The organism is Allokutzneria oryzae (assembly GCF_042429765.1).
Classification (GTDB): domain Bacteria; phylum Actinomycetota; class Actinomycetes; order Mycobacteriales; family Pseudonocardiaceae; genus Allokutzneria; species Allokutzneria oryzae.
In genome coordinates, this window is the sequence record NZ_JBHLZU010000001.1 from 22193 (window position 1) to 40929 (window position 18737).

14 protein-coding genes are annotated in these 18737 nt (G+C 71.2%); 6 read left to right on the forward strand and 8 right to left on the reverse strand.

Annotated features, from left to right (window positions below):
* The first annotated feature begins 50 nt into the window (after window positions 1–50).
* The 6 genes from ACFFQA_RS00095 to ACFFQA_RS00120 all read left to right on the forward strand — a co-directional run bounded on the left by ACFFQA_RS00095 (window position 51) and on the right by ACFFQA_RS00120 (window position 11126).
* On the forward strand, window positions 51–3221 hold the full coding sequence (locus ACFFQA_RS00095) for a ferritin-like domain-containing protein (RefSeq protein ID WP_377849411.1): 3171 nt from the start codon (window positions 51–53) through the stop codon (window positions 3219–3221).
* A complete protein-coding gene (locus ACFFQA_RS00100) occupies window positions 3221–4468 on the forward strand; it encodes an FAD-dependent oxidoreductase (protein WP_377849412.1) in 1248 nt (415 codons plus the stop codon). The genes ACFFQA_RS00095 and ACFFQA_RS00100 overlap by 1 nt, the downstream gene beginning before the upstream one ends.
* Window positions 4465–5481, forward strand: a complete 1017-nt coding sequence (locus ACFFQA_RS00105; protein WP_377849413.1) for a methyltransferase — start codon at window positions 4465–4467, stop codon at window positions 5479–5481. Before ACFFQA_RS00100 ends, ACFFQA_RS00105 begins: the two co-directional genes overlap by 4 nt.
* Before the next feature lie 691 nt (window positions 5482–6172).
* Window positions 6173–9034, forward strand: coding sequence for a helix-turn-helix transcriptional regulator (locus tag ACFFQA_RS00110; protein WP_377849414.1), 2862 nt, complete (start codon window positions 6173–6175; stop codon window positions 9032–9034).
* A gap of 128 nt (window positions 9035–9162) precedes the next feature.
* Window positions 9163–10584 (forward strand): MFS transporter, encoded by a 1422-nt coding sequence (locus ACFFQA_RS00115; RefSeq protein ID WP_377849415.1) that lies wholly within the window; start codon window positions 9163–9165, stop codon window positions 10582–10584.
* A complete protein-coding gene (locus ACFFQA_RS00120; protein WP_377849416.1) occupies window positions 10581–11126 on the forward strand; it encodes a TetR/AcrR family transcriptional regulator in 546 nt (181 codons plus the stop codon). The genes ACFFQA_RS00115 and ACFFQA_RS00120 overlap by 4 nt, the downstream gene beginning before the upstream one ends.
* A gap of 240 nt (window positions 11127–11366) precedes the next feature.
* Here the strand turns inward: ACFFQA_RS00120 and ACFFQA_RS00125 are convergent, their stop codons facing one another.
* From ACFFQA_RS00125 to ACFFQA_RS00160, 8 genes are all read right to left on the reverse strand, one after another.
* Complete coding sequence (locus ACFFQA_RS00125; protein WP_377849417.1) at window positions 11367–12086, reverse strand: dienelactone hydrolase family protein; 720 nt, start codon at window positions 12084–12086, stop codon at window positions 11367–11369.
* A gap of 33 nt (window positions 12087–12119) precedes the next feature.
* Window positions 12120–13103 (reverse strand): ArsR/SmtB family transcription factor, encoded by a 984-nt coding sequence (locus tag ACFFQA_RS00130; RefSeq protein WP_377849418.1) that lies wholly within the window; start codon window positions 13101–13103, stop codon window positions 12120–12122.
* A gap of 106 nt (window positions 13104–13209) precedes the next feature.
* Window positions 13210–13923: a thioesterase II family protein gene (locus ACFFQA_RS00135; RefSeq protein ID WP_377849419.1), complete on the reverse strand. Its 714-nt coding sequence runs from the start codon at window positions 13921–13923 to the stop codon at window positions 13210–13212.
* Window positions 13920–15299, reverse strand: coding sequence for an adenylate-forming 2-oxoglutaryl-ACP ligase AmcH (gene amcH, locus ACFFQA_RS00140; RefSeq protein ID WP_377849420.1), 1380 nt, complete (start codon window positions 15297–15299; stop codon window positions 13920–13922). Before amcH ends, ACFFQA_RS00135 begins: the two co-directional genes overlap by 4 nt.
* Window positions 15296–15802: a cispentacin moiety biosynthesis protein AmcG gene (gene amcG, locus ACFFQA_RS00145; protein ID WP_377849421.1), complete on the reverse strand. Its 507-nt coding sequence runs from the start codon at window positions 15800–15802 to the stop codon at window positions 15296–15298. Before amcG ends, amcH begins: the two co-directional genes overlap by 4 nt.
* Entirely contained in the window at window positions 15799–16890 is a 1092-nt protein-coding gene (gene amcF / locus ACFFQA_RS00150) for a cispentacin biosynthesis acyltransferase subunit AmcF (protein ID WP_377849422.1), read from the reverse strand. The genes amcG and amcF overlap by 4 nt, the downstream gene beginning before the upstream one ends.
* A complete protein-coding gene (locus ACFFQA_RS00155; RefSeq protein ID WP_377849423.1) occupies window positions 16872–17708 on the reverse strand; it encodes a tryptophan 2,3-dioxygenase in 837 nt (278 codons plus the stop codon). Before ACFFQA_RS00155 ends, amcF begins: the two co-directional genes overlap by 19 nt.
* A complete protein-coding gene (locus ACFFQA_RS00160; protein ID WP_377849424.1) occupies window positions 17709–18734 on the reverse strand; it encodes a methyltransferase in 1026 nt (341 codons plus the stop codon).
* Window positions 18735–18737 lie beyond the last annotated feature (3 nt).

The window sequence follows — 18737 nt, forward strand, 5'->3', positions numbered from 1 at the left end:
ACCAACACAGTGCGCGCGGTCACGAACCACCGAGCTTGCGAGGTGGTCTCGTGAGCGTCTTCGACCTGCCGAGACTGCACTTCGCCGGGGTCGCCGTCACCCGGTTGCCGACGGGCCCGCGCGCCGGGTTGCTCGACCTGGAGACCAACCGGGCGGTGACCGATGACGGGGTGTTCGACACCGACCGCCCCGTCCAGGAGTACTACGACTTCCTGGAGTCCAAGGGCGCCAAGGGAACCAACTTCGAGGGCAACGGGCACTTCTGGATCGACGCGAAGGTCGTCGGCTGCGAGCGCGCTCCCGGCGAGGTCGACACCGAGGACCTGCTCGTCGGGCGGCAGCTGGACCTGTGGGGGCACTTCTGCGAGTACACCTCGGGCACCGCCAACCGCTCGCGGGTCTTCGACGTGGACCCGGCGTCGAACTGGACGACCACGGTCATGGTCGGGCAGCTCGCGCTGGGCAGGCTCGGCCGCTCGCACGAGGTCGGCTACCTGGTCACCGGTGACGTGTCCGGGATGTGCCCGCCGCGCTGGCAGAACACCGCCCACGTCCGCGACGAGGACACCGACCCGCGGTTCCGCCGTTCCGTGGTGCACCAGTTCGTCGTGGACAAGCACGAGGGCCTGAACTGGCTCAACGACGCGGAGAGCTCCCCCGCGCTGGCCCGGCTGCGCGAGCTGATCGACTCCGGCGCGGCCGACGGCCTCGTGGTGCAGTTCGCGCTCACCAACATGGCGACGCCGACCGCGCACGGCGAGCCGGACTTCTGGGACCTGCGCGGCACGATCGCCGCGTGGCACGCACCGGAGCTGCGCACCTACCCCGCCGGACGGCTGCTCACCGCGCGCAAGGTGGACGGCTCCGCGCTGCACAACCTCTCCGTGCGCGTCGACGACAAGCACGTCACCGCGAACCTGATCACCGCGGTCCCGGTGCTCAGCCGCGCGGAGACCCGTGGTCCGGGTCCCACGCACCGCGTCGGGCCGTTCGTCGATCTCGGTGACCTCGAAGTGCGCACCGCGTCCGGCACGCTGCTGGCGACGATCCCGCGCGAGTCCTACCTCGGCGAGGACTACCGGCTGTCCTCCGGCGTGCTCGCTGTGTCCCGTGTGGACGGTGGGCGCGGCAACCCAGGCGAGGGGCTGGTCGTCACCGCCACCGACGGCACGGTCCTGCTGCGCGAAGAGGAGACGGTCGTCCAGTCGGACGAGGCCAGCCTGTTCGTCGAGCACGAGAACACCAAGACCGGCGAGGACCACGCGGTCGAGATCCCGATCCGGTCCTACGTGCGCGGTGAACCCGCGCGCGTGGACTGGATCCACGTCAAGCAGTACGTCAACCCGCGCGGAATGCCCCTGGCCGAGACCCACGAGGACGTCCGGATCGCCGCGTTCCTGTTGACGGGCCAGGCCGACTACTCCCCCGAGTGCGTCGCCTCCACCGACGAGCACGGCCGAGGGACCATCACCATCAAGGGCGTCCGCGGTGGTGCGGCCAAGATCCTGCTGCTGCCCGACGGCGACGACCTGCCCGCGGGCGAGACGGCCGCGCAGCGCTACGACAACGACGACGAGCAGGGCTACTGGTCGGGCGTCGGCAGCATCGCGCTGCGGGTGCTACCGAACCACTGGCACCTGGACGAGCTGCCTGACAGCGAGATCACCTTCGAGACCCTCTACCGCGAGGCGTTCGCCTACTACGAGCTCCAGTACTCGTTCATGCGGTCGGAGGTGCTGAGCCTGGCCGACGAGTTCAAGGTCGAGCCGTACGCGCGATTGATCTGGCACGTCTCCGACGCCAAGCACAAGCCGAAGACCTTCTACATGCCGCCGACCCGCGACATGAGCGCGCCGCAGGTCCGCATGATGCTGCGCTACCTGCTCGCCGACGACGCGAAGCGGCAGACGCCGCCGACCCTGGTTCCGCAGCACCGCAAGCTCGGCGTGATCACCACCAAGGACGAGCTGCTGCACGCGCTCTACCAGGCGGCGGCCATCGAGCTCGCCACGATGGTCCAGTACCTCTACGCGGCGTACTCGATCCCCATCCACGGTGCGGCCAAGCACTACGTCGAGCGGGGTGAGTGGACCGAGGAGCAGCTGCTGATCGCGTGCGGCGAGGGCACGCAGACGCTGAACAACGGCATGCGCGGCAGCCTGATGAACGTGGCCCGCGAGGAGATGATGCACTTCCTCGCGATCAACAACATCCTGATGGCGATGGGACGGCCGTTCCACCTGCCGCGACTGGACTTCAGCGACTTCAACAGCAAGATCTGCGTGCCGCTGGAGTTCTCCCTCGAAGCCTTCAACCTGGCCAGCGTGCAGCGCTTCGTCGCGCTGGAGCAGCCGCACGACCTCATCCAGGAGGTGGAGGGCAACGACTCCACGGTCCGCCCCGACGGCGAGCCCTACCAGTACGGGTCGCTGAGCGAGCTGTACGCCGCGATCCGCGAGGGCATCCAGGCGGTGCCGGGCGCGTTCCTGGTCAAGAAGGGCCGGGGCGGCGGCGCGCACCACCTGTTCATGCGCGAGTCGGTCAACGCCGTCCACCCGGACTACCAGCTGGAGGTCGACGACGTCGCCAGCGCGGTGTTCGCCATCGACTTCGTCACCGAGCACGGTGAGGGCGGGCAGATCCCCTCGACCCTGCCGGAGGAGGAGTCGCACTTCGACACCTTCCTGCGGATCTCCGAGCTGCTGATCCACGAGCGGGCCAACGGCCCCAACGGCCGCAAGATCCCGTGGAACCCGGCGTACCCGGTGATGCGCAACCCCACGCTGCGCCCGGGGAACCCGGCGATGGACCACGTCACGCACGAGCCGGCGCGGATCGCGATGACGGTGTTCAACCGCTCGTACTTCATGGCGATGCAGCTGATGGTGCAGCACTTCGGCTACAGCCCGGACAAGAGCCTGCGCCGCTCGCGGCTGATGAACTGGGCGCTGGACATCATGACCGGCGTGCTACGACCGCTCGGCGAGCTGATCGTCACGCTGCCGTCCGGCAGGCCGGGGCGCACCGCTGGGCCGTCCTTCGAGCTGGACAGCGAGCCCGCCTACATCTCCCGGCCGGACATCGCCGTGGAGTGGATGGCGCGCGAGTTCGACGAGATCGCGCAGCTGGCCCGCAAGTGCTCCGGCCTGACCCCGACCGTCGCGGACCTGCTCGCGTTCATCGGCGAGCAGCTGCGCACGATGGACCTGAAGGACCTGTGATGGAGACCCTCACCACCACCGTGTGCGTCGTGGGCGGTGGCCCGGCCGGGGCGATGCTCGGGCTGCTGCTCGCGCGCTCCGGGGTGGACGTGGTCGTGCTGGAGAAGCACGCCGACTTCCACCGCGACTTCCGCGGCGACACGGTGCACCCGGCGACCTTGCAGATCCTCGACGAGCTGGGCCTGGTGCGGCGGTTCCACGAGCTGCCGCACCAGAAGGTCTCCACGATCGGCGTGGTGCAGGACGGCAAGCGCATCAACATCGCCGACTTCAGCAAGCTGCGGGTGCGCTACCCGTACATGGCTTTCGTGCCGCAGTGGGACTTCCTGGACCTGATCACCGCCGAGGCCGCGCGCCACCCGGGGTTCCGGTTGCTGATGCGCTCCCAGGCCCTCGGTGTGGTGCGGGAGAACGGACGGGTCGCCGGGGTCCGGGTGAGCGGGCCGGACGGGGAGCTCACCGTGCGCTCCACGCTCGTGGTCGCCGCCGACGGCAGGCACTCCGCGATCCGCGAGGACGTCGGAGTCACGCCGAGGCTGATCGGGCGGTCGCTCGACGTGATCTTCTTCAAGATCTCGCGCAGGGACACCGACCCGGACGAGGGCATCTGCGTGCGGATCGGCAACGGCAAGGTCTTCGGGGCCACCGACCGCAGGACCTACTGGCAGATGTCCTACGAGACCACCAAGGGCGGCTTCGAGGACGTGCGACGCAAGGGGCTCGACGCGTTCCGCGCCGACCTCGCCGCGCTGGTGCCGTTCCTCGCCGACCGCGTGCACGAAGTGTCCTCAATGGACGACCTGAGCCTGTTGGAGGCGCGGATCGACCGGCTGGAAAAGTGGCACCAGCCCGGCCTGCTGTTCATCGGTGACGCCGCGCACGCGATGTCGCCGGTCGCCGGGTTCGGCGTGAACCTCGCGGTGCAGGACGCGGTGGCCACCGCCAACGCGCTCACGGCCGCGCTGCTGCGCGCTCAGCGGACCGGCGAGCCCTTCGACGACTCGCGGCTGGCCGCTGTCCGCAAGCGCAGGCGGCTCACCACGGCGCTGTCCCAAGGGCTCCAGCGGGCCACCCAGCGCTTCGGCATCGACGACGCGCTCAACGGCTCCGGCCAGCCGCCCGCGCCGAAGCTGTTCGAGAAGTTCGCTCCGGCGCAGCGGCTGATGAGCCGCGTCATCGGACTCGGCTTCCGGCCGGAGCACGTGCGCACTCCCGAGATCAGACAACGTGAAGGGGTCCAGTCATGACACCGCCAGCAGGGCCTCCGCCGCAGGCGCGGATGATGTCGATGATCACGGGGTACTGGGTGACCCAGATCGTGCACGCCGTCGCCGAGCTCAGGATCGCCGACCACCTCGCCGACGGGCCGCGCACGGCCGCGGAGCTGGCCGAGCTGACCGGCAGCGACCCGGACGCGATGTTCCGGCTGCTGCGGGCCTGCGCCTCGCTGGAGCTGGCCTCCGGCGACGAGGAGGGCCGCTTCGGGACCACCCCGCTGCTGGCCACGCTGCTGGAGGGCGCGCCGCACTCGTTGCGTGACATCGCGATCGTGCACGGCTCGCCGGGGCACTGGCTGTCCTGGGGCAAGTTCCCCGACGCCGTGCGCGCGGGCGCTCCGCAGACCAGGGCCGCGCTGGGCATGGACATCTGGGAGCACTTCGTCGCCAACGCCGCCGAGGGCGAGCGGTTCTCCAACTCCATGACGGAGCTGACCGCGGGGCTGTCCGAGGAGATCGCCCAGCTGCTCGACACCACCGGCGTCGGCGTGGCCGTGGACGTCGGCGGGGCCAACGGCGCGCTGCTGCACGCGCTGATGCGCTCCGACGACGCGATGCGGGGGGTCGTCGTCGACCTGCCCAGCGTGGAGGAGACCGCGATCGCCGAGGCGGAGAAGGCCGGAATGCGCGACCGGGTCACCGTGATCGGCGGCTCGTTCTTCGACCCGATCCCGAACGGCGATCTGTTCCTGCTCAAGGCCGTCATGCACAACTGGGACGACGAGTCCTGCGTGCGGATCCTGGCCAACTGCCGCGAGGCGCTCAATCCCGGCGGGCGGGTCGTCGTGGTGGAGATGCCGCTCGGTCCTATCGGCGAACCGGGTTTCGCTCCGCTACTGGATCTGAACATGCTGGCCGTGGTTCCGGGCCGGGAACGGGACTTGGCGCACTATGACGCGCTGTTCGCGGCGGCCGGACTCCACCGGACGAAGGTGACACCGACCCGTTCCCCACAAAGCCTCATCGAGGCCGTGGCCATGTAACCGATCCGCCACGGATCCCGGTTCCTACCGACCGGTGTGCACGCTGGGTGCGACTGACATCACCCCGTGCACACCGGTTTTTTCGCATTGAGGCGGCCCGGACTACATCTTCCGGCTGGATGCGCCGCCGCCGCCTCCGAAAACGACCAGTTTGCCCTGACGCACACCCCATTTCTGCCCGAACATGCCGTTGACCAGGAAAAATGTTCACCTTGAACCGATTCAGCCCCCGCTCGACAACACGCTTCACCATACAAGTAAACAGCGATGCCATTTTCTATGATAGCGCTCTCACCAGCGGCTATTACCGCGCGTCAAACATTGATCGCGGACCGGATGCACTCCAGAGAACAGGGGTACGGGCGTCTTTGCTCGACCTTTACGCCTGTTTCACGTCGCCCTGGGACAAACCCATGTGACACACAACTAACAGGCAAATGACTAGGCATCGCGGACGCAACGGGGTGAGGACTTACGCTCGTACGGACTACAACGTTGACAGTTGTTACGAACTATTGCTTGACTGGAAGCGAGATCAGGTAACTGCAAATGCCTCGGGCGGGCGCCACGGGTTGCCTGACATTTGAATCTTCGATATCGGGCATTCGGTGGGACGGGGAACGGTATAGGGACGACCGATTCCCGGCTCACATGATTCTCACGGCCTCGGGCCGCGCAGTCGGGAGAGACAATGAACCGTCGGATTCTCGAAAAGCTCACGGAGTCCGCGCATCCGCCAGCGGCTCCCGCTACCCGGTCGTTGCACGGCCGCGAGAGTCAGGTGGGCCGCGTCGAGCACATGCTGCGCACGACGGCGGAGACCCACCGCAGTGGTGTGCTCGTGCTGGACTCCCCCGCCGGGACCGGCAAGACCAGGCTGCTGCTGGAGGCGGTGTCGCTGGCCGGGCGGCGCGGCTTCGCGGTGCTCGACAGCGTGGTGGACAAGCCGCGCCAGGTGAGCCTGCCGACCTCGCTGAGCCTGGTGAGCGCCCGCCAGGGCAGGCACGGCGGGCAGGAGACCGACCGGACCAGCTGGATCACCGGGCAGTTCGAGGCCCAGCTGGACGGGCACCTGCGGCGCGGGCCGGTGCTGGTGGCACTGGACGACACGCAGTGGACGGACCCGTTGGCGCTGCGCGCGCTCGGCGCCCTGATGTCCAAACTGGACAGTGCGCCGGTGCTGTGGCTGTTCGCGCTGCGCAGCGAGGACGGCGAGTCGGCCAACGGCCTGCTGCTGCGCAGCCTGGCGCGCGGCCACCGCGCCGAGTGGGTGGGACCGCTGGAGCCGCTGACCGACGACGCCGTCGCGGACCTGATCGGCGACCTGCTCGACGCGGTCCCGGACGAGGACGTGCTGGCGCTCGGCGAGAGCATCGGCGGCACCCCGCAGGCCGTCGTCGACCTGGTGCAGGGCCTTGAGGAGGAGGGCTGCGTCCAGGTCGCCGACGGCACGGCGCGGCTGACGACCGGACCGCTGGCCAGGGGGATCACCTCGGCGGTTGCGGCCGACCCGAGCGCGCACCTGCCCCGGCCCTTCCTCCGGCTGGTGCACGAGCGGCTGCGCGGGCTGAGCAGGCAGACCCAGGAGGTGCTGCAGGTCGCCGCGGTCCTCGGCCGCAGCTTCACCCCGCACGACCTGGCGGAGATGCGCGGGGAGCGCCCCGCCCAGCTGCTCGGCCCGCTCCAGGAGGCGCTGAGCGCGGGCCTGGTCAGTAGCCACCCCGACGAGTTCGCCTTCCACCGCGAGCCCGTGTGGGGCGCGGTGCTGGACACCGTGCCCCAGCTGATGCGTTCGCTGCTGCACCAGCAGGCCGCGACCATGCTGCTGGCCCGCGCGCACGGCGGCACCGAGGCGGCCGCGGTGCACCTGGTGCACTGCACCCACGCCGACGACGCCCAGGCCATCGCCACCATCCGCGAGGCAGCGCAACGCCTGCTGCCGACCTCGCCGCAGGCAGCGGCCGCGCTGGCGACGCGCGGCCTGGAGATCACCGAGCGGGGCGGGGACGACCACCTCGCACTCGGCACCACCGCGACCGCGGCGCTGGTCCGCGCGGGCAACCTGAGCCAGGCGATCGAGCTCGCCCAGTCCCTCCTGGGGGGACACGGTGAAAACGCTTGCCGGTCCACGATGCGGCCGCTGCGCACGTGGCTGGCGACCGCGCTGATGCTGCGGGGTGACACCACGGCCGCGCTCAAGGTCTCGCAGGAGACCCTCGCCGACAACGGCGCCACCACCTCGTGCTCCGACCCGTGCCCGGAGCTGCTGCTGCTGAACACGCTGTCGCACAACGACCAGACCACCGCGGTCGGCGCCGCCGAGCGGGTGCTGGCCCTGAACGCCCCGCACAGCGACGACGTGCGCGCGGCCGCGCTCAACGTGCGCGCGATGGCGTTCTGGCGCAACGGCGTGCTGGACTCGGCGTTCTCCGCCATCGAGGAGGCCGCTCAGCTGCGCGGCCCGCTCACCAGCATCTGGCAGCGCGATCCACTGTGGACGAAAGCGTGGATGCTGACCAGGGTCCGCAGGCTCGACGACGCACTGTCCGTTGTGGACACCGTGCGCCGGACGATCGACTCCGAGCGCACCGGTGTGCTCGCCTCGGTCCCGCTGGCGCTGCGCGCGACGATCCTGCTGGCCAAGGGTGATCTCGCCGCGGCGGAGGAGGACGCCACGGCGGGCCTCGCCGCCTCGGCCAAGGCGGAGATGCCGCTCTACGAGCCGCAGCTGCGGGCGGTCCTGGTGGTCGCCGCGCTGCGGCGGGGCGACCTGGCGTCGGCCTCGGAGCGGCTGAAGCAGCTGGAGGACTCCGCCCCCGGCGACCGCGCGCACCCGTGGTGGGCGATGCACCGCCTGCTCACCGCGCTGGTGACCTCCGCACGCCGCGGCGCGCACGCGGCGATGGACGAGATCCGTGAGGTGCAACGGGATCCGGCCAAGCGCAGACAGCTGCTCCTGGAGGACCCGTCGTCGACGGCGTGGTCGGTGCGCACGGCCCTCGCGGCCGACGAGCGCGAGATCGCCGAGCTGATCGTGACAACGGCCGAGGAGATCGCGGCGGACAACGGCGCGCACCCGACGGTGGTCGCGGCGGCGCGGCACGGCAGGGCGCTGCTGGACGGCGACGTCAAGGCACTGGCAGGCCTCGCCGAGCTCTACGGCGACCCGTGGGCGGCGGCGTCGGTCTCGGAGGACATCGGCGCGTTGCAGTGCGAGACCGACCGCGACCAGGCGATCGCCGAGCTGAACACCGCGATGGCCGCCTACGACGAGCTCGGCGCGGAATGGGACTCGGCGCGCGTGCGCAGGCGGCTGCGGCGCCTGGGTGTGCGGCGGCGGCACTGGAACCACGAGACCCGCCCGGAGACCGGCTGGGGCAGCCTCACCGGGACCGAGGAGAAGGTCGCCCGCCTCGTGGCGCGGGGCCTGACCAACCGCCAGGTCGCGAGCGAGCTGTTCGTCTCGCCGCACACGGTGGGCTTCCACCTGCGGCAGATCTACCGCAAGCTCACCATCCAGTCCCGCGTCGACCTGGCCCGCATCGCCCCCTGACCCACGCGGCCGCTGACCGGCGAGTCTGGTCGATCACAGGGCCTTGAGCGCACGGGGTGAACACGTGTTTACTCGACCCGATCGGGTGAACAGGTGTTCACCCCGCGCGCCCAGGAGGTCCCGCACCGATGCTCGCCCGGCCCGCCAGCCATCCGCGCCTGGTCCTCGGCACACTCGCCTCGTGCGGCGTGCTGATGGCGGTGATGCAGACGATCGTCGTCCCGCTGCTGCCCCAGCTGCCCGCGCTCACCGGCAGCGCGCCGACCGACGTGAGCTGGCTGCTGACGGTGACGCTGCTGACCGGCGCGGTCTTCACGCCGCTGCTGGGCCGCGCCGGGGACATGTACGGCAAGCGGCGGGTCCTGTTGCTGGCGCTGGGGTTCATGGTCGCCGGCTCACTGCTGTGCGCGGTCAGCTCGACCCTGGCCGTGCTCGTGGTCGGCCGCGCGTTGCAGGGCGCCGCGCTCGCCGTCGTGCCGCTGGGCATCAGCATCCTGCGCGACGAGCTGCCGAAGGAGCGGGTGATCCCGGCCATCGCGATGATGAGCGCCACGCTCGGGGTCGGTGCGGCGCTGGGCATCCCGCTGGCCACGCTCGTGGTGCAGCACGCCGACTGGCACACCATGTTCTGGCTCTGCGCGGCGCTCGGCGTCATCGACGTCATCGCCGTCCTGATGATCGTCCCGGAGTCCCCGCTGCGCACGAGCGGGCGCTTCGACGTGGTGGGCGCGGTGGGGCTGAGCGCGTTCCTGGTGTGCCTGCTGGTAGCGGTGTCGAAGGGCAGCGCGTGGGGCTGGGGCTCACCCGCGACACTCGGCTTCTTCGCCGCCGCAGTGGTGATCGCGCCGCTGTGGGCGATCCACCAGCTGCGCGCCGACACTCCCCTTGTCGACCTCCGGGTCTCGTCGCGGCCGGCGGTGCTGTTCACCAACCTCGCCGCGGTGCTGGTCGGTTTCTCTTTCTACGCCAACTCATTGGCCACCGCGCAGCTCGTGCAGGAGCCCGTCTCCACCGGCTACGGACTGGGCGCGTCGATCGTGGTCAGCGGGCTGTGCCTGCTGCCGGGCGGCGTCGCGATGGTGCTGCTGTCACCGGTGTCGGCGCGGCTGTCCGCGGCGCGTGGCCCCAGGTTCACCCTCGCGCTGGCCACCGCGATCATGGCGCTCGGCTACGCGGTCCGGTTGTTCACCAGCGAGAACCTCATCGCGATCGTCGTGGGCGCGACCGTTGTCGCAGCCGGAACCGCCGTGGCGTACTCGGCCCTGCCCGCGCTGATCATGCATGCTGTGCCGGTGACGGAAACCGCCGCCGCCAACGGGCTGAACACGCTGATGCGCTCGATCGGCCAGGCCGTGTGCAGCGCGGTCGTGGCCACGGTGCTCGCCACCGTCGTCGCGACGCACCAAGGGCACACCGCTCCGACGCTCGACGCCTACCTGGTGGTCTTCGTGATCGCCGGGGTCTGCGCACTGGCGGCGCTCGCGCTCACACTGCTGATCCCGGTCAAGCGGCAGGCGGGGTCCCGGGTGCTCGCGGGCAGCGCGGCATGACCGACACCGGGCGGCAGGCGATCCTGCTCGCCGCGCGCCGTGCCTTCGCCCGCCACCCCTACGCGGCGGTGACGCTGCGGGGCATCGCCGCCGACGCCGGGGTGAGCGCCTCGCTCATCGTGAAGCACTTCGGCGGCAAGGAGTCCCTCTTCGACGAGGTCGCGGATTTCACCGGGGCGGCGACCGCGTTGCTGGACGCGCCGAACGCGGAGCTGGGCCGGTGCGCGGTGCTCGCGCTCGTCCGGTTCCGCCGCGAGACCAACGCGGACCTGTTGCTGCGCGTGGTGTTCGCGGTGGGCAGCGGCGACGAGCGAGCCCTGCTGCGCGAGCGCTTCCGCGAGCAGGTCCTGCGCCAGGTCGCCGCCCGGCTCACCGGCGAGGACACCGCCCTGCGGGCGGAGCTGTTCGTGGCGCAGCTCATCGGACTCGGCGCGGTGCTCGCGATCGACCGCGAAGGACCGACGGCGAGCGCCACGCCGGAGCGGATCGCCGACCTCTACGCACCCGGCCTCCAGGCCCTGGTCGACACCACTCCCACGTAACCACATCCGCCTCAACGCCCTCGCGCCACGCTGCGCCCTCATTGGCTGGCCCGGTCGAGGTTTTCGCGTTTTGTCACCTTGATGCGCAAAAGAGCGCTCCCATTTCGCGTTATGCCTACAAAACGCGAAAAGGAGGAGGGGGCGCGGCGGGGTGGATGTGGGGTCGCGGGCGGAGTGGGGGGTGCGGGCGGAGCGGGGGGTGGGGCGGAGCGGGGGGTGCGGGCGGAGGCGGTCAGGGGCTTATGGCGTGGTGAGGTGCTTCGCGAAGAACTCCAGGGTGCGGCTCCAGGCGAGGTCGGCGGCGGCCTTGTCGTAGAACGAGGGCGCGTCCCAGTTGGAGAAGGCGTGTCCGGCGTCGTAGCGCAGGACCGTGACGTCGGAGTGGTCGGCGAAGGCCGCCTCGACCTCGTCGACGCGCTCCTGCGGGATGTACGGGTCGTCGGAGCCGTAGTGGAACAGCATCGGGCAGTCGACCTTGCGGCTGCCCGCTTGGACGTCCTTGATGGCCGAGCCGTAGTAGGACACGACAGCGTTCGGGCCGCGACCATCCACGCGGGACTCGGTGGCGAAGAGGTAGGCCAGCGTCCCGCCGAGGCAGAACCCGACCCCGCCGACGGCGCCGTCGCACTCCGGCATCGCGAGCAGGTGGGCGAAGGTCGAGGTGATGTCCTTCGCCACCAGCTCGAAGTCCAGCCGCCGCGCGAGCGCCGCGCCTTCGGCGAGCCCGGACTCGTCCTTGCGCTCGAAGCGGCGCTGCTCGCGCCAGAACACGTCCGGCGCGAGCACCACGTACCCCTGCTCGGCCAGCCGCAGCGCGAGTCCCCTCATGTTGTCGTTGATGCCGAAAACCTCTTGGAACAACAGGATTCCCGGCGCCGGCGGCGCTTCGGGCACCGCGCAGAACGCGTCGAAGGTGTCCCCGTCGTGCGAGCGCACGAGTTCGTTGCGTGTTGTCGGCATCACTGGCTTCCTCCCGCTCGGTGATCTTCGAGCTTATCGGGAGGCCGCCTCCAGCAACGACAGGCCGCAGCCGGTGACGCTGTGCATGGCCGAGCCGCCGCGCCGCTGGGTGACGATGAGCCCGGCGTCGCGCAGCACGGTGGCGTGCTGACTGGCCCCTGCTGGCGAGATCCCCAGCCGCAGGGCCAGCTCGGAGGTGCTCACCCCGGCCCTGGCGGCGATGGCCTCCAGCACCGCCGCCCGCGTCTTGCCCAGCAGCGCGACCAGCGACCGGGTCCCCGGCAGCCGCCGGGTCGCCGGGTCCGACCAGCCGGGGCTGCGCTCGACGGGGTAGACGAGCACGGGATCGCGGTGGGCGTCCTTCAGCGTCACCGGGTGCTTCCAGCAGAAGAACGACGGCACCAGCGTCAGGCCCCGCCCACCTAGGTGGAGGTGCTGGTCGACGGGGTAGTCCACCTCCAGGGTCGGCGAGCGCCACCGCACTCCGGGGTGCAGCCCGTTGAGCATGCCCTCCACCCCGGAGCTCAGCATCGACTGGAACCGGTTCTGCCGGTCGGCGCTGACCTGTGCGGTCATCGTGTTCCAGTACGGCTGGAGCGCATAAGAGAAGTAATGCCGAACCGTCCGGTCCAGCAGGTGCAGCACTTCGGAGTCGCCAGTGGCCAGCCGCGTGACCGGCGCGGGCAGCGGCTGCTCCTCGGCCAGCTCGGCCACGTCGGTCCGAAGGAGCTTCCCCGAGGTGCTGAGCAGCCGGTCGAGTGCGAGGTCGAGGTCCTTCGAGCCGACGGCCGGCGTGAGGAAGTCCGCCGAGTAGCCGCGAGCTGGCGCCAGCGTGGTCAGCAGCCGCACGGACGGAGTGGCCAGCCCACGCACCCTGGACCGCCACTGCCCGAACGGGATCTCCGCGTCGCTCTTCTGCAGCATGTGCACGCTGAGCAACGTCTCCCATAAGGGATCGGGTGCGTCGAGCACCCGGACGCGCGCCAGATCATCCGGCTCGAAGTGAATTCGCAGCATTCCTACCTGTCCCCAGTGTCAAGCACCTCAGGTATTACATCCTGACCATTCCGCCCACACAAAACCCCACACACATCTGTGTAGCGCGGCGGCCATTTTGCGAACCCTATTCGTTTTCCTCGGCGTCGCCGTTCTGGGGCCGGACGAGCGAGGTCAGGTGGGCGATGACGTCGGGGAGCCGGGTGTGGGGGAAGAAGTGGGTGCCGGGGAACTCGCGGGCGGAGCAGGTTCGGGAGGTGTAGCGGGCCCACTCGGCCATCGTCGGCTCCGGGGTCATCGGGTCGTCCGCGCCGAACCACGCCTGGACGTCCACCGGCAGGCGGGCGACCGTCGGCTCGTAGGAGGCGATCAGCCGCAGGTCGCCCCGGACGATCGGGACGAACAGCTCCCGCATCGGCGAGGTGCGCAGCGACGGCGGGATCGTGCCGCTGCCCGCCAGCGCCTCCAGCAGCTCGTCGTCGGGCAGCTCCGCCAGCGCCGCCTGGTCGACCGGCGAGAGCAGGTGCGGCGGGCGGGTGCCCGCGACGACCACCAGCTCCGGCGGGGTTTTTCCTTGTGCGACGAGCGAAAGCGCCAGCTCGTAGGCGATGAGCCCGCCCATGCTGTGCCCGAGGATCGCATAGCGCGGCGGTGGCTCCAGCTGGGCGAGGTCGGCGGCGACCCGCTGCACCGTCTCCTGCCGGGGCTCGCGGCTGCGGCGGCCCCGGCCCGCCAGCTCCAGCGGCCGGACCCGGATCTGTGGCGGGAACGTCCGCCGCCACGCGAGGAAGCTCCGCGCCGAGCCGCCCGCGTGCGGGACGCAGAACAGGTCGATGCTCACTTGTGGAACTCCCCGGCTGGCAACGGGTGGACGCGGACCACTCGCGGGCGTTCGCTGCGGGTGAGCAGCGACCGCAGCTGCCGCTGGACCTCGGCCTCGCTCGGCGAGTTCACGTCGTCGACGTAGACGTCCAGCTCCAGCCGCGCCGAGTCGGTGTCGGTGTCGTCGTCGAGGACCCTGGCCGCCGCGCGCACCACGTGCGGCAGCGACTCCGCGGCCCTGCGGACCGCCGCCATCGACACCTTCTCGCCCCGCACCACCGTGAAGTCCGTCGAGCGGCCGCGGACCACGACGTAGCCGTCGGGATCGACGAAGCCGATGTCGCCCGTCGCCACCAGGCCCGGCTCGACGAGCTGGCCGCGCTTGGACGGCGCCGGTTCACCGACCCGCTCGCGGTAGACCGTGTCCGAGCGCACCAGCAGCTCGTTGTCGCGCACGGTGACCTCGACGCCGTCCAGCGGCAGCCCCACGGAGCCGTGGCGGTGGGGCGGTTCGCGGTGCGCGGCCAGGGTGGACACCCGAGGCCCGGCCTCGGTGAGGCCGTAGGTCAGGTACACGCCGAGGTCCGGGTTGAGCTTGAGCAGCCGGGCGACGTGGTCGCCGTCCAGCGCCTGGCCGCCGACCGTCAGCGAACGCAGCGGGGACGGCAACTCCACCCCCGCGGCGACCAGGGACTTCGCCAGGATCGGGGTCAGCGAGGAGACCGTCACCCGCCTGCCCCGCACCGTGGACAGGTAGTTGGCCGTGGAGAACGGCGGTCCCGCAACGACCAGCCGGGAGCCCGCGACCAGGCTGCCGAGCACCTGGGCGACCAGGGCGAACGAGTAGTAGGCCGGCAGGCTGACCAGCACGGTGTCGGCGGCGTTCTGGCCGATCGAGGCGACGTGGCGGCGGGCGTTGCGCAGCAGCGCGTCCATGCCGTGCAGGCAGCCGGTCGCCAGGCCCGAGGTGCCCGAGCTCATCAGGATCACGTTGCCGGGACCGTGGGCGGTGTGCGGGCCGGGGAAGACCGCGAGGTCGGAGCCCGCGAGCCGCCGCACATCGGCCTCGCCGTAGTCCCCGCGCCGGATCGCCGCCCGGACCAGCGCGAAGGCGCCCAGGTGCCGGGCGATCCCGCGGACCCGCGACGGCGGGGTGGACGGGGACAGCAGGACCGGGGTGTGCCCGGCGAGGTGGACGGCGAAGAACAGGCGCAGCAACCGGGTCCCGTTGGGCAGCGCGATCACCACGACCGAGCCGGGCCGGGCGGGCAGCGCCGCGAACGCCGCCACCAGCTCGGCCAGCGACTCGGTGCCGCCGTCCGGTCCGGGCTGCGCCTCCTCGACGCCGTCGAGGAACCCGGTGATCCGGTCGAGGTCGTAGTGCTGCGCGGTCATCGGTCGGTGCTCCTCGGCGTCGGGGTTGTCCTTCCGCGCACCACGCACTCCGCGCGGTGGCCGCCGTCCTCGGTCGGCTCGTGGGTGACGACGACGACCTGCTCGACGCAGGGCAGCGGGCCGCGGAGCCAGTCGGCGAGCAACGCGTCGATCACCGGGCGGGCGCGCTCCTGCGGCATCGGCAGCACGGCGGTCGGCCCCTGGAAGCCGAAGACGGAGCAGAGCAGGCCGGCGGGTGAGCCCGGACCCGCCGCGGCGAAGCGCATCGGCGACACCCGGCCGTTCGACGCGCCGTCGGCGACCTGGCGGAGGGTGTCGCGGGTCGCGAACTCGCTGACCGTGATCACGCCGACCCGCGACGGGCTGGTGATCTCGCAGTCCGCGAGCGCGGTGTGCACCACGTCGGCGAGCAGCCACGCGACGGGGTCGGCGTACACGCCGGGAATCCGGCGCGGCGCAGTGCCGGGGTCGGCGGTCTCGACGGTGGCGCTGGCGAGGATCATCGGGCACGCTCCGCGACCAGGCACGTGTTGAAGCCGCCGAAGCCCAGGGTCACGCTGATCCCCACCGGACCGTCAACCGGCAGCGCCGCCCCACTCGGCAACATCGGCGGGGTTTGCTTGTGGTGCAAGGAAAGCAGCAGGGCGATGGCCTCGATCGCACCGGTGGCGCCGAGGGTGTGCCCGAACGCGGGCTTGGTCGCCGACAGCACGGGCCGGTCCCCGAAGAGCGTGGCGTAGCACGCGGACTCGGTCGCGTCGTTGGCCGGCGTGCCGGTGCCGTGGGCATTGATCACCGCGACCTCGTCGGCGGTGACCCCTGCCTTGCGCAGTGCCCGTTCGACTGCCAGCACCGCTCCCCCGCCCGAGGAGTCCGGCGCGGTGGGACCGGTCGCGTCGTTGGAGGAGCCCCAGCCGCGCAGCTCGCCCCAGACCCGTGCCCCGCGAGCCTCGGCGTCGGCCCGCGCCTCCAGCACCAGGAACCCGGCTCCCTCACCGAGCACCGTGCCGTCGCGGTCCTCGGCGAACGGCCGGATTCCGGTGGTGGAGGCCGTTCCGAGCGCCGCGTGGCCCAGCAGCTTGGCCTCGCTCAGCAGGTCGATGCCCCCGGCGACGCAGCGCCGCGCGGCACCGGTGCTGATCATCGCGGCGGCGACCAGCAGCGCGTCCGAGCCCGACGAGCACGCCGTGCTCACCACGACGGGGCTCTCGCGCACACCGAGCCGCTCGCCCGCCGCGCTCGCCCAGGCGTGCGGCGACTCCTCGCACGCGTCGTCCAGGTGCGGCCCGAGACTGCTGCCGAGCACCAGCACGTCCACGGCCTCCGCGCCGCATCCCGCGTCCGCCAGAGCCAGTGAGGCCGTCGACGCGGCCAGCGAGACCTGCCGTTCGGTCGCGGGTCCGCCCGCTCCGGGCAGGGTGGCCGCCCAGCGCGGGCGGCCCCTGGCGTCCGGGGCCAGCTCGCGGATTCCGCTGTCCCCCTTCACCAAGCGCCGCCACACGCCGTCGATGTCATCGCCGAGCGCGGTGGTCCACCCCATGCCCGTCACGCAGACAGCCCCGCCGGTGGCCATCAGTGCTGCACCGGACATCGCGGCCCACCGGAACCGTCCGCGCCCTCGTGGCGGGTGCCCAGCGTCCAGTAGGTCTCCTCCGCCGCCCGCCACAGCTCGGGGAACAGCGTGAAGTTCGCTCGTGCCTCCATTGTGGACAGTGAACGGCCGCCGAGGCTCTGCGGCAGCTCGCCTCGGCCCTCCTCGTTGCGCAGCCCCGGCTGGCCGCCGAGCTGCGACCACACCATGACCAGGTGGCTCTGCTTCCACTCCAGCACGTTGCTGTCGAAGCGCAGCAACGACTCCCGCAGCAGCGCCAGCGCCTGCGCCCCGCCCTTGTCGTCCACACCGGCCTCGTCGTTCTGCGCCGCGATCAGCTCGGGCAGGGTGAGCCCGGCCCTGGCGACGGCGTCCTCGAAGCTCTTCCACACCGGCCGGGCGACGCGGCGCAGGTTGCGGTAGCCCGGCGAGTCCAGGCCGGTCGCGTTCTCCGGCAGCGCGTTGCGCATCATCAGCAGGCTGTGCTGCGGCAGGTGGCTGCCCAGCAGCCGCACCGCCTGGACGGTGATCTCGCTGAGCCCGATCACCCTGCCAAGCAGCCGCTGCGCCTGCAGCGGGCGGTCGGCGTCCATGTGCTCGATCACCCGGCGCAGCTCGTAGTGCACCTGCGCCCACGCGTACTCGCTGATCAGGTGGGTGACCTGGAAGAAGTGCAGGTCGGGGTGGCCCGCCTCGGTCTCGGGGACGAGCGCGGCGAGCGCGTCGGTGAGGTGCAGGACGGACTCGTAGTTGCTGCCCCGGTCGTACTCGTAGGCCAGCGACGCGTTGGTCTCCTGCGGGTTGAGGGTCCGCTTCATCTACTCCCCCTGGACCACGTACTCGACCACCCAGTGCCCGGGCAGCTCGAAGCGGATCGTGTCGGTCAGCGTCAGCCCCGCCTGGGCACCGAGCTCGCGCAGGTCCTCGACGCTGCGCTCCCGCGCGCCCAGCAGGACCAGCATCAGCAGGTCGGCGTAGCTGGCCATCACCGGGTCCTTGCCGCTGTCGAGCAGCCGCTCCACCACGACCACCTTGCCGCCGGGCCCTGCCGCCTCGACGCAGCGCCGCAGGATCCTCAGCGCGTCCTTATCGCTCCAGTTGTGCAGCGTGTTCGCGATCAGGTAGACGTCGGCGCCCGTGGGCATCGGGTCGAAGAAGCTGCCCGCGACCAGGTCGCACCGGTCGATCACCGGGGCGAGGGTGTCCTTGGCCTGCTCGACAGCGCTTTCCAGCTCCAGCAACGTTCCCCGCAGGTCCGGGTAGGTCTTCAGCAGCGTCGCCAGCAGCGCCCCGGTGCCGCCGCCGACGTCGACGACGTGCTTGACCGAGCCCCAGTCGTAGATCCGCGTCAGCTCGGGCACCAGCCGCGCGGCGATCCTGGCGATGCCGGAGTTGAAGGAGCGGTCCAGGTCGGGGTGTGCGGCCAGGTCGTCCCAGAACGGGCGGCCCCACGCCTTCTCGTAGACCGGCTCACCGGTGCGCACGGCGTCCAGCAGCAACGAGATCGCGGGCTCGAAGCGCGCCTCCATCGGCCTGCTCGGCTCGTCGAGGCTCAGCCACCGCCGCAGCCCCGAAGGGTGCTCGGTGTGCAGTACCCGGCCGACCTCGGTCACCTCGTAGGTCTTGGCCTGGCTCTCGGTGAACAGCCCGAGCAGGCTCAGGTAGTGCAGCACGCGGCCGAGGGACTGGCGGTCGCAGCCGGTCTGCTCCGCCAGCGCGTCCACGGTGGTGTGCCCGGCGTCGACAAGGTCGGGCAGCTTCAGGGTCGCGGCCAACCGCAGCGCGGTCGGGGTGAACCCCGACGCCAGCGCCACGATGGTGTTCAACGGGTCCTGACGGAACACGTG